We start from the raw sequence: 11,933 nt of genomic DNA, 5'->3' as shown, positions 1-11,933 counted from the left end.
GTGCGCTTACTCCGCAACAGCCGCCGGAACCGGCTGACCGTCGCGCACGGCAGGAGTGCTGCGGCGGCGCCAGTAAGCCGCCAGGACCGCCCCGGACACGTTGTGCCAGACAGAGAAAATGGCGCCAGGGAGGGCCGCTTCGGGAGTCATGTACTGCCGTGCCAGCCCCGCTGCCAGGCCTGAATTCTGCATGCCGACCTCGATGGCAGTGGTACGCCTGGAAGGAATCGGCAGCTTGCACAGGCGGGCAGCAGCGTAGCCGAGGGCGTACCCCAGGCCGTTGTGCAGAATAACGGCCACAAGAACCAGCAGTCCGGCGGCGAAAATGGCTTTTGCGCTTCCGGAAACAACGGCAACCACCACTAACGTGATGGCAAGTACCGAAATCCAGGGAAGGGCCGGCAGCGCCTTGTTGACGAGTCGCGGCAGGAAGAGCCGGATCACCAGCCCCAGCAGCACAGGGAACAGCACAATCTGGACGATGGACCACGCCATGGAACCGGCGTCCACCGGCATGTACTGGCCGGCCAGCCACAAGGCCAGCACCGGGGTCAGCAGGGGAGCGATCAGCGTTGACACGGTGGTCATCGCCACGGACAGGGCGACGTCACCCTTGGCCAGGTAGGACACAACATTTGAAGCCGTTCCACCGGGGCAGCAGCCCACCAGGATGACGCCCGCGGCCAGTGCCGGCGGCAGCCCCAGCGCCGCCGCGACCAGCCAGCCCAGGAACGGCATGATGGCATACTGCGCCACGACGCCGATCACCACCGGGACCGGGCGTTTGGCAATGACGGCGAAGTCAGGAGGCGTAAGCGTCAGCCCCATGCCGAACATGATGACTCCGAGCAGGGGGTTGATCCAGGGAGCAAGCCCCGTGAAGGCTGACGGGGCGGCAAGCGCAACCCCTCCTCCGGCCAGGATGAGCAAGGGAAAGAGGGTGACGGCGATGCGGGCGCTGCGTTCCTCGGCGGCTGATGCCGTCGCGGACGATTGGGATAAGGAAGACATACCTACCGGATTATCACAGCGGGAGTTCGGTTCCGGAATCAGCGTGTGTTGATGACACGCGCGCAGCGCCGGTCCAGCGCAGCTTGGCCACCCATACTGTCCTAGTGAAGTGGACGCGTGCGAAGGATTGGCTGATCGGTGCCGGTGGGATGGTCTTCCTCCTGGCGGTCGCGGTGGTGATCATGTGGTGGGTAACGAGCAGCCCGGCCGGCGGGGGAGAGGCGCGCCCCGTACCGCCGACGACGGAGGGTACCGGGCCCCGGCCAGGCGCAGAGCCTCCCGCGGACCTCGGCGGGGACGAGGTGTGGCTTGCCGACCTGGAAATGGACGCCGGGACAGTGGTGGCTGCGGGCTCGATGCTCCGTGACGTGCGTGCCGTCGGGCAGGACGTGGTGACAGGGCCGGACGGGCTGGTGGCTGCACGCCTGGCCGTGGACGCGACGGTCCCGTTCGAGGTAGTGGCTGACGAGCTCGGCGGCGGGTCGGTGGTCCGCCCCGCCGAAGGTGGCCAGGCCACGGTGGTCCGCACCGTCGAGGCCCTGGGCCGCGAACTGCGCGTCACCGCCACCGGAACGGTGGAGGTAGAGGGCGGCAAACTGGTTGTCGAGCCCAGCTCGATCGACGTCGGCGGTCCGGACTTCCTCTCCGGCGCCACCGCCGCTGTGGTGCGCACATTCGTCACCATCGAGCACAGCATCGAGGGCCTGCCCGAAGGCCTCGTGCTTGAGGACGTCGCCGTCCAGGTTGACGGCTTCCGTACCAGCCTCCGGGGCGGGAACGTCAGGCTTGTCCCGTGATATCACCCGCGCAGCTCTTCCGCTTCCGGTTGGCGGCCCGCCGATGCGCCTGTAACATATCCTAAGCATGCTTACCATCGCGTTTCTGGTCAGTCGGCTAACGTACTGTCAGCGCATGGCTGCAGGACGGAAACGAACAGGGGCTTGAATTGGCAGGAAATGCAACCTTCCGGCACAGCAACACAGCGTTGCTTTCGGTGAGCAGTGTCGAAGCTCCACGGATTGTGAGTTCCACGGATTTCGACCGCAGGTTGGCGTCCACCCTGCACCGGCTCAAGTTCCCGCCCCGGCTGCTGGAGCGGGTTGCCGGTGTAACGCACCGCCGCTGGTGGGCTGCCGGGACGTCGTTTGATGATGCCGCCACGGAAGCGGGCGCGAAGGCCCTGGCCGAGGCCGGCGTGGAACCGTCCGACGTCGGCCTGCTGATCAACACCTCGGTCACGCGGCGGAACCTTGAGCCGTCCGTTGCGGTGAAGATCCACCACGGACTGGGCCTGCCGTCGTCGGCCATGAACTTCGACCTGGCCAACGCCTGCCTGGGCTTCGTGAACGGCCTGACGTTGGCGGCCAACATGATCGACTCCGGCCAGATCAAGTACGCCATGATCGTCAACGCCGAGGATGCCGAGGCCACGCAGGAGGCCACGCTGGCCCGTCTCCAGCGGCCCGAGACCACACGCGAGGACTTCAACCGCGAGTTCGCCACGCTCACCCTGGGCTCCGGAGCTGCCGCCGCCGTCCTGGGCCCGGCGGACCAGCACCCCGGCGCGCACCGGATCGTCGGCGGTGTGATGCGCGCCGGCACCGAACACCATGAGTTGTGCGTGGGCGGCATCGACGGCATGGCCACCGACACGAAGGGCCTGCTCGACGGCGGCCTGCAGCTTGTGGTCGACGCCTGGCACGAAGCGCGTCCGGAGTGGGATTGGGCAGACATGGACCGTTACGTCACGCACCAGGTGAGCAATGCCTACACGCAGGCCATCATCGACGCCATCGACCTGGATCCTGCCAAGGTGCCCATCACGTTCCCGCACTGGGGCAACGTGGGCCCGGCGTCACTCCCCATGACCCTCGCCGCCGAAGCGCAATCCCTCGAAGCGGGGGACCGGGTGCTCTGCATGGGCGTCGGGTCCGGGCTGAACACCGCCATGATGGAAATCGTTTGGTAGCCGCAGACTGGCCTGGCGTTGACCCGGAGTGGTCGCGCGACGTCGATGTCGTGTCCACGTCCGGCGCCGATGAACCGGGGACGGTGCGCCGCTGGCACCGGCTGGACAACGGCGCACAGCTCGCCCGGCTCGGCCTGGCCCCCGCCGGCACTCTGCTGTGCGTGCACGGCAACCCCACGTGGTCGTACCTGTGGCGGACGCTGCTGGCGGCCGGATCGGATCCGGACCACCCGTGGCGCGTGGTAGCGGTGGACCAGCTGGATATGGGCTATTCGGAGCGCACCGGCACCTTCCGCCGGCTGGCAGACCGGATCAACGACCTCGGTGACCTGACGGACGCGCTCGGCCTGGACGGGCCCGTGGTGACGGTGGGCCACGACTGGGGCGGCGTGATCAGCCTGGGCTGGGCCCTGGCACACCCGCAGCACCTCGCCGGGGTGGTGCTGACCAACACGGCCGTCCACCAACCATCCGGGTCGGACATCCCGCCGGCTCTGCGGCTTGCCCTGCACCCCGCGGTGCACCAGTGGGGAACAACGACGTCGGACGCCTTCCTGCGGGTGACCCACTCGCTGGCACACCCGCCGCTGCCCGCCGACGTGCGCCAGGCCTATATGGCCCCCTACCGCCGAGCCGACAGGCGGGCCGGAGTGGGAAACTTTGTGGCGGACATTCCCGTGGACGCCTCCCACCCCAGCTTCCCGGCGCTCAGCGGTGTGGCGGAAGGGCTGCACGGGTTGAAAGTCCCGGCGCTCATGCTCTGGGGCCCCAAAGATCCCATTTTTTCGGACCGGTACCTCAAGGACCTCATCACCCGGCTTCCCCACGCGGACGTGCACCGCTTCGAAGGCGCCGGCCACCTTGTGGCGGAAGACCGGAATATTGCCGCGCCGATCTTCCAGTGGCTCGCCGGAAACATCAGTGCAGACGGCAGTGGATCCCTTGAAGCCGAAGCCGTAACGGCCGGAAGCCAGGGACAGAAGGACTTAGACGAGCCGGCGCTGTCGGAATTCCGCCCCCTGTGGGACCTGCTCGGCGAGCAGGCAACGGGTTCGGCGGGAGGCGATACCGCCGTCGCGGAAACGGCTCCGGACGGCACGGTGGCCCGCTCGCTCAGCTGGCGGCAGCTGGACCGGAACATCCTGGACCTTGCCGCGGGGCTGCACGAAGCCGGAGTGCGAAGCGGCAGCCGGGTCAGCCTGATGGTTCCGCCCGGCGTGGACCTGACCGTAGCCCTGTACGCCTGCCTGCGTCTGGGCGCCGTGGTGGTGGTGGCCGACGCCGGACTGGGAACCAAGGGCCTCAGCCGCGCCGTGAAAGGTGCCACCCCGGACTTCCTCATCGGCATCGACAAGGCACTGGCGGCTGCCTCGGTGCTCGGCTGGCCGGGACGGCGGATCAGCGTGCGGGACCTCCCGGCCGCCCGCCGCCGAATGCTGGGGACCGACACCTCCCTTGAGGCCCTGGCACGCTCCGGTGCCGGCCGCAGCCCTGGGCAGCTGGCGGACAACGTGGATCCGGATGCCCCGGCCGCCGTCCTCTTCACGTCCGGCTCCACCGGCCCCGCCAAAGGCGTGCTCTACACGCACCGGAAGCTGGCCGCGATGCGGGACACAGTGGCCGAAACCTTCGGCATCCGCTCCAGTGCCCGGCTGGTGGCAGGCTTCGCCCCGTTCGCCCTGCTGGGACCGGCGCTGGGAGCGGTGTCGGTGACGCCGGCCATGGACGTCACCGCACCCCGCACCCTGACGGCCAGCGCGCTCGCCGACGCCGCCGCGGCCATCGACGCCACGGTGGTCTTCGCCTCGCCGGCGGCTTTGCGGAATGTCCTTGCCACCCAGGATGGTTTGAACGAGGCCGGGCATAAAGCGCTGGAAGGTATCGGGTTGCTCCTGTCCGCCGGCGCGCCCGTCCCGGAACCGCTCCTGGCCGAGGTGCAGCGGCTGCTGCCGGCGGCCTCGCTGCATACCCCGTACGGGATGACCGAGGCGCTGCCGGTCACGGACATCAGCCTGGAACAGATCCAGGCTGCCGACGCCGATGCTGCCGCCGGCACTGCGACTTCTGCCAGCGCCGTAGCGGGAGCAGGCAACGGCGTGTGCGTGGGGTGGCCGGTGCACGGCGCCCGGGTGGCCGTCGTCCCGCTGGCAGCGGACGGCACCGCGCCCGGGTCCCAACCGTTGACGGAGCCCGGGGTCACAGGCGAGATCCTGGTCAGCGCGCCGCACGTCAAGGAAGCGTACGACAGGCTTTGGCTGACGCAGCAGGAGAGCAACAGCCTGCCCGGATGGCACCGCACCGGCGACGTGGGGCACTTCGACGCCGCCGGCCGGCTCTGGGTGGAGGGCCGCCTCGCCCACGTGGTCACGGCGCCCGGTGGGGTGGTGACGCCGGTGGGCGCCGAACAGGCCATCGAACGCCTGGACGGCGTCCGGCTGGCGGCGATCGCCGGGGTGGGACCGGCGGGCACCCAGGCCGTGGTCGCCGTCGTCGAGACCGTCCCGCCCGCGCGGAAAGCCGGCCCTGCCGGGACGCAGCTGGCCGGGGATGTGCGGAAGGCAGCCCTTGAGTCCGGCGTCGAGGTCTCGGCCGTGCTCGCAGTCCCCGCGCAGCCCACCGACATCCGGCACAACGCCAAGATCGACAGGACCCGGCTGTCCCGCTGGGCGTCGCGGGTGCTGGCCGGCGGCCGTCCGGGAAAGCCGTGAGGGTCCTCGTCACGGGCGCAAGCGGGCTGCTCGGGGGAGAAGTTGCCCGGCTGCTGGTGCGCCAGGGCCATGACGTCGCTACCTTCCAGCGCCGTCCGTCAGGGGTCGACGGCGTCACGGACTTTCGCGGTTCTGTCACGGATGATGATGCGCTCCGGGAAGCAGTCCAGGGCGCCGAAGGGGTCATCCATCTCGCCGCGAAGGTGTCCTTCACGGGCCGCGCCGCGGAGTTCGACGAGGTCAACGTCGAAGGGACCCGCCGCCTGCTCGAAGCCGCCCGGGCAGCCAAGGTACGGGACATGGTGTTCGTGTCCTCCCCGTCCGTCGCCAACTCAGGCGCCGCCATCGCGGGGCTGGGCGCGGAGCCGGCGGACCCGGAGCACGCCCACGGGGACTACTCCCGCACCAAGGCCGAGGCGGAGCTGCTGGCGCTGGCAGCGGACGCACCTGATTTCCGGGTCTCCGCGGTGCGCCCCCACATCGTCTGGGGCCCGGGGGACACCCAGCTGGTGGAACGGGTCCTGGCCCGCGCCAGCCGTAAGCGCCTGCCGCTGCTCGACGCCGGCGCGGCCCTGATCGACACCACGTACGTGGAGAACGCCGCCGCGGCCATCGTCGCCGCGCTGCACCGGATGGACCACGTTCACGGCCGGGTACTGGTGGTCAGCAACGGCGAGCCCCGCCCGGTGGGTGAGCTGCTGGCGGGCATCTGCGCCGCGGGAGGCGTCCCCGCGCCGTCGTGGTCCGTGCCCGGTGTGGTGGCGCGGGCGGCGGGAGCGGTGGTGGAGAAGCTCTGGACCTGGGCCGGACGGCAAGAGGAGCCGCCGATGACCAGGTTCCTCGCCGAACAGCTCTCCACCGCGCACTGGTTCGACCAGCGCGAGACCCGCGAGCTTCTTAGCTGGACCCCCTCCGTCTCCATCGATGAGGGACTGGCGAGGCTGGCGGAGCACTATCGTTCCCGGCCGGCCGCTCGGGGGTGACCGTCCCGGCGTCTCCGTCCACCGTGATCTGCTGGCCGGTGGCAAGCCGTTGGGTGGCAACTCCGGTGCCGAGGACGGCGGGGATGCCGTACTCGCGGGCCACGATGGAGCTGTGGCTCAGTGGTCCGCCCACGTCGGTCACCACGGCGGAGGCCATCGCGAAGAGCGACGTCCACGCGGGAGTGGTGATGCGGGCCACCAGGACGTCCCCGGGCTCCATTTGGCCGAAGTCCTGCGGTCCGGCCAGGACGCGCGCGGGAGCGGTGACCCGGCCCGCGCTGGCCCCGGCGCCCTTGATGACGTCGCCGTGCTGGTGCTGCGATCCGGCAGGCATCATGGACCCGAAGGCCCGTTCCATCCACCGGCTCTCGGGCAGCATCTGCGGGGCGGCGGCCTTCGCCTGGCCACGCCAGAGCATCCTGCGTTCCTCGACGGCGGCGGCGCGGACGGGCCGGACGGCTCCGGAAATGGCCACGCCGGCCCCGGTTGCGGCGTCGGCGAGGCCGAATTCGACGGCGCTGCGCAGCTCCTGGAAGCGCAGCCAGAACACGTCGTCCGCCGACGGGATGACGCCGGAAGCCACCAGCCGGGTCCCGAGTTCCAGCAGCATCCGCCGCAGCAGCGGCCAGGCAAGCCCGACGTCGGCCAGCGCGTCTTCGCGGATCGGCGCCGTCTCCTGTGCCCAGCGGAGCAGCCGGAGGAACGCGGCCCGCCGGCGGGGTCCCAGGCGCTCGGTCATCTGTCGGGTGAGCTCCTCCCGGCGTTCGGTGGAGAGCCGCTGCCGCTCGTGGGGGTCGGTGCCCTGCCCGCGCAGGTAGAACTTCACCGTCTCCAGCAGGGCGGACGGATCGTCGGCCGCCACGGGGCTGGCGAAATCCAGGTTGTAGACGGCGTGGCCGTAGAGGGCCAGATGCTCCTGGAAGGCGATACGCCATTCCTGCCACAGGACTCCCTCCACACCCTCGGGTGCGGAACCGGTGCGCTGGCACTCGGCGAGTACCGCCGTCGGACGTTCCAGCAAAGCAGCCGTCAGCCCGGGGTCGCTGCGGGCCCAGCCGGTCAGGTCGTACAGGGACTTCTCCGCCCGGATGGGTTCGCTGTCGTAGCCGAGGAGGAATGTCTGGGCCGGGGGATCGCCGTCGCGCCGGACGAATTTGTCGTAGAACGCCCGGAAGGAGAGCTCGCTGCTGGCGGCGAGCGGAATGATGGACTGCACGGCCGTGTAGTACACGGTGCCGGCGTCCAGCAGCGCCTGCATGCCCGCCAGCAGTTCCCCGCCGGTGAGCTGCGCCGGAGGCTTCGCGGACCAGTCCTTGATCACGCGTTCGTACCGGGGGTGGGAGAACTCGCGCCAGCCGGCCACTCCCATGTGCGCCTTGCCGCGGGCCAGCGCCCCTATGGCGGCCGGCGCCTTGCCCATCATCCGCAACATGCCGGAGGTGCGGTAATAGTAGTAGGCGTAGCCGTTGATGGTGGGCAGCCCGACGTCGCCGTCGCGGATCACGTTCTTGCCCAGGGCCTCAGCCAGCAGTGCCTGCAGCGACCGCGCCACGGACCCGTCAACCATGTCGGCGAACAGCGGTGAGAGCGGGTCGGGCAGCTGTTCCACGATGCTCGCGCGGAAGTAGAGCCCCTTGGCATAGGGCAGGGGCCAGGTCTCCGGGGTGTCGGCCGCCGGGTCCGGCAGCGCCGTGATGGGGCGGGACTGCAGGATGAAGAAACCGTCTGCGGTGCGCGCCCACTCGATGTCCTGCGGCGTCCCGAAATGCTCCGTGATCCGCTGTCCGTACCCGGCCAGCTCGGCCGCCGCGCTGTCATCAAGGACGGGCTCACGACGGCGGTCTGCCGCCACCGGCTGCTCCCGGGTCCCGTTCTCCGCGTATACGGTCATGACGTCCTTGTCGGCTGTCTGCCGCGAGACCACGGTGCCGGTCCCGGCGTCGACCACCACGTCATCGGTGGTGACCGTCCCGCTGACCACCGATTCGCCCAGGCCCCACGCGGCACTGATCACCGTCTGGTCCCGCCGCCCGTTGGCGGGGTTGGCGGTGAACATGACCCCGGCGGCCTGGGCCTCCACCATCAGCTGGATCACGACGGCGAGGCGTACCTCGTCCGGTCCCACGCCTTCGCGGGCGCGGTAGGCCATGGCGCGCGCCGTCCAAAGGGAGGCCCAGCAGCGGATCACGGCTTCTGCCAGGGCCTCCGCGCCGCGAACGTTCAGGTAGGTTTCCTGCTGCCCGGCGAAGCTGGCCGAGGCGAGGTCCTCGGCTGTGGCGGAGGAGCGCACCGCCACCGCTGCGCCTTCGCCGCCGAGCAGCCCGTAGGCTTCGTTTAATTCTGTTGCGATCCCGGCCGGCATGGCGCCGTTGCTGAACAGGGTCCGGATCCGCTCCGAGGCGTCCTCGTAGTCCTGCGGTGACGCCTGCGATGGCAGTGCAGCCACGTCTTGGATAGCCGTCGCAAGGTCGTTTTCGGCGACGAAATCAGCGTAGGCGGCGGTGGTCAGGACGAACCCCGGCGGCACCGGCAGCCCGGCTTGGATGAGGCCGCCCAATCCGACGGCCTTGCCGCCGGATACGGCGACGTCGTCCGGTCCCACATCGGCCAGGCCGGTTACATACGTCATGAGTCGCGCGTCCTTGCTGCCCGATGGGCGCCTGGAGTGAACCTGATCCTCCACATACTGGCACTGCCGGAGGCGGCAGGCCATAGACTAGGACCCATGTCAGCTCATGGGGGAGCGCCGGCACGGCGCGGGGGACTTTTGTTCGGTGTGGCCGTCCTGGCCGTTGCCCTTCCCGGCTGTGAGTACGCCGGACCGGAGGATCAGCCCGCCCCGGCGTCCCCGCCGGTGGCAACACCGCAGCCGCGGTCCTTCGAGGTGCAGACCAACCCGTACCCCACGGCTTCGGAGCTGGAGGACTTGGCGGCGTGGTCGGCAGGGCAGTTGCAGCCGCGTATCCCGGGCGAGCTACGCGGGACCAACGGCGGCAAGACCACCAGCACGGGAACGCTGATGGCCGAACCGGGCGAGTACGAACTGCACTTCGTCTGCATAGGGCCAACCTTTGCTGAGCTGTCCGTGTCCACGTCGGCGGGGGCTGAAGTCCTTGCCCCTGTGCGGGTCCCGTGCGACGGACAGGCGTTGAAGACACCCCTGCTGCTGCCGACGCAGGGAGCGGATTTCACGATGAGCCCGGACGATGGCGTGGACGGCCGCTTCGCCTACCGGCTCGTGCCAACCGCCGAGCCCACGGGTGCTGGATAGAAGCGCGGGCCAGGAGTCCCCTAAAAACCTTTTCATGAAGACGGACAGCATAGGTAGCGGTGCCTCAAGCACAGGGTGGAAACTGTTCGGGCTGACACAGTCCCGCCTACGTCCCGCACCTGTACCTATCGCCGGAGAAAGTGAGCAGGAAATGGACTTGAAAGTCACGATGAACGTCACCGTTGATGGCGTCATGCAAGGCCTCGGTGGTCCCGATGAGGATCGTCGAGGCGGCTTCGAGCGCGGGGGCTGGGCCGGTCCGCTGCTGGACCCCGAGTCCCGCGACTACCTCAACGAGGTATATGGGAACGCCGCAGCATTCCTGTTCGGCAAGTGGACGTACGAGGTGTTCGCCGGTTCCTGGGGTTCGGGGATGGCTGACGCTACGGAAGATCCGGTCGCTGCGGCGCTGAACAACCGCCCGAAGTACGTCGTCTCAACCACGCTTTCCCAGCCAGCGTGGGAACCGACGACTGTCTTGACCGGTGACATTGCATCACACATTCGGAAGCTGAAAGAGGAAGGGGAGGGCGACCTGGTTGTGCCCGGCAGCCTCTCCCTCGTCCGCTGGTTGCTTGCCAACGACTTCGTGGACCAAATCGACCTGACTGTCTATCCCGTGGTGGTTGGTCAGGGCAACAGGCTGTTCCCGGAGTCCGGGCCGGACTACAAGCTAGAGCTGCTTGAGTCGTCCACTACATCCCGCGGTCTCGTCATCCAGAAGTACCGGCCCGCCGGCCGGCCGGAGTATGGGGTAGCTGCAGAGAGCTGGACCGAGACGTAGCAGCCCGGAGCGTCGTCTGGGCAGCGTTGCCAGGCTTGGCCGCCGGATGCCAAGCTACGTACATGGGCGCAGTTACCGTGTCCGGCCTCAAAATCAACTATCGGGTTGCGGGATCAGGCGAACCCCTCATCCTTCTTCATGGGGGCTTTGGTTTTGACAGCCGATCCTGGGGCCCGCAGTTCGACGCTCTCGGTGACGAGTTCCATCTCGTCGCGTGGGACGCTCCGGGCAGCGGAGGATCCGATGACCCGCCTGAGTCTTTCTCCATGGACGACTTCGCCGACACCCTGGCCGGGTTCGTGAACGCGCTTGGCCTGCCCCGCCCGCACGTCCTTGGCCTGTCGTTCGGCGGAGCACTTGCCACGGCGCTCTATGGGCGACACCCGAGCCTGCCCAGAAGCCTGATCCTGGCGGGGGCGTATGCCGGCTGGGCCGGCTCCCTGCCAGCCGACGAGGTGCAGCGGCGCGTTCAGATGATCAGTGAGGACATCACTCAGCCTCCCGAGGACTGGCTGCCCAAGTACCTGCCCGGTATGCTCACCGGGTCTGCACCGCGGGAAATGGCCGAACAAACACTCGCGCTGATGTCCCGTATTCACCCGCGAGCCAGTTTGACGATGCTCCGGGCGATGGCGGATGCCGACCTTCGCGGCATCCTCCCTGACATCGACATCGCGACGCTGGTGCTGCATGGCGACCTTGACGCGCGCTCGCCGCTGGCAGTCGGGAAGGAGCTGCACAGGAGAATTCCCGCATCGCAGCTCGTCGTACTCCCCGGCGTCGGGCACCTGAGCAACATAGAGGCCGCGGACGCCTTCAACGCCGCGGTGAGGACGTTCCTTCGTTCGCTCGATTAACCGCCACAAACCTCCGGGTAGGTACTTCGGCTTCACGAAACGCGTACCAATTACTCGGGTCCCACAAGGGTAGGGGCCATATGGTCATTACTGGAGCCGGCGACGTGGGCGTTCGCCTGAGACCACGAACGCCTCCCCCAGCCGTCGCCGGCTCCGCATCGGGCGCTGGTTACCGGCAGATGTCGCTGGACGCAGTGAAGGCTCAAGATCGACACAATAAATCTCGATGACGGTCATATATGCTTCCGCCTGGTCCTCTGGCTTCCTAGAGTGTTTTTACAGGTCAGCGCAACAACTACGTCAAGGGGGACGTATGGGCATCAACATTTCGCTCACGGCACCTACACGGC

9 protein-coding genes are annotated in these 11,933 nt (G+C 68.7%); 7 read left to right on the top strand and 2 right to left on the bottom strand.

Annotated features, from left to right (window positions below):
- Positions 1-6: 6 nt before the first annotated feature.
- The gene (locus P2Q66_RS12970; protein ID WP_275728631.1) at positions 7-1,011 is read right to left on the bottom strand and encodes a bile acid:sodium symporter family protein; all 1,005 of its coding nucleotides are present in this window, start codon (positions 1,009-1,011) and stop codon (positions 7-9) included.
- Between the two features lie 104 nt (positions 1,012-1,115).
- Between P2Q66_RS12970 and P2Q66_RS12965 the strand changes: the two genes are divergently transcribed.
- From P2Q66_RS12965 to P2Q66_RS12950, 4 genes are all read left to right on the top strand, one after another.
- Complete coding sequence (locus P2Q66_RS12965; RefSeq protein WP_275728629.1) at positions 1,116-1,808, top strand: LmeA family phospholipid-binding protein; 693 nt, start codon at positions 1,116-1,118, stop codon at positions 1,806-1,808.
- Positions 1,809-1,957: 149 nt separating this feature from the next.
- Entirely contained in the window at positions 1,958-2,980 is a 1,023-nt protein-coding gene (locus P2Q66_RS12960; protein ID WP_176156915.1) for a 3-oxoacyl-ACP synthase III, read from the top strand.
- Positions 2,974-5,688: an alpha/beta fold hydrolase gene (locus tag P2Q66_RS12955; protein WP_275728627.1), complete on the top strand. Its 2,715-nt coding sequence runs from the start codon at positions 2,974-2,976 to the stop codon at positions 5,686-5,688. The genes P2Q66_RS12960 and P2Q66_RS12955 overlap by 7 nt, the downstream gene beginning before the upstream one ends.
- Positions 5,685-6,671 carry an NAD-dependent epimerase/dehydratase family protein gene (locus P2Q66_RS12950; RefSeq protein ID WP_275728625.1) on the top strand — a complete coding sequence of 329 codons (987 nt, stop codon included), beginning with the start codon at positions 5,685-5,687 and terminating at the stop codon, positions 6,669-6,671. Before P2Q66_RS12955 ends, P2Q66_RS12950 begins: the two co-directional genes overlap by 4 nt.
- Here P2Q66_RS12950 and P2Q66_RS12945 read toward each other — a convergent pair.
- Positions 6,586-9,300, bottom strand: a complete 2,715-nt coding sequence (locus tag P2Q66_RS12945; RefSeq protein WP_275728624.1) for a PEP/pyruvate-binding domain-containing protein — start codon at positions 9,298-9,300, stop codon at positions 6,586-6,588. The genes P2Q66_RS12950 and P2Q66_RS12945 overlap by 86 nt on opposite strands.
- 96 nt (positions 9,301-9,396) lie before the next feature.
- Between P2Q66_RS12945 and P2Q66_RS12940 the strand changes: the two genes are divergently transcribed.
- From P2Q66_RS12940 to P2Q66_RS12930, 3 genes are all read left to right on the top strand, one after another.
- Positions 9,397-9,942, top strand: coding sequence for a hypothetical protein (locus P2Q66_RS12940; protein ID WP_275728622.1), 546 nt, complete (start codon positions 9,397-9,399; stop codon positions 9,940-9,942).
- A gap of 34 nt (positions 9,943-9,976) precedes the next feature.
- Positions 9,977-10,726, top strand: coding sequence for a dihydrofolate reductase family protein (locus tag P2Q66_RS12935; protein WP_275728621.1), 750 nt, complete (start codon positions 9,977-9,979; stop codon positions 10,724-10,726).
- 62 nt (positions 10,727-10,788) lie between these two features.
- Positions 10,789-11,583 carry an alpha/beta hydrolase gene (locus P2Q66_RS12930; RefSeq protein WP_275728619.1) on the top strand — a complete coding sequence of 265 codons (795 nt, stop codon included), beginning with the start codon at positions 10,789-10,791 and terminating at the stop codon, positions 11,581-11,583.
- Positions 11,584-11,933: the final 350 nt, after the last annotated feature.

The organism is Arthrobacter sp. Cr_A7 (genome assembly GCF_029222765.1).
GTDB lineage: Bacteria > Actinomycetota > Actinomycetes > Actinomycetales > Micrococcaceae > Arthrobacter.
The sequence above is the reverse complement of the archived record's forward strand: the minus strand, read 5'-3'. Positions and strand labels throughout refer to the sequence as shown.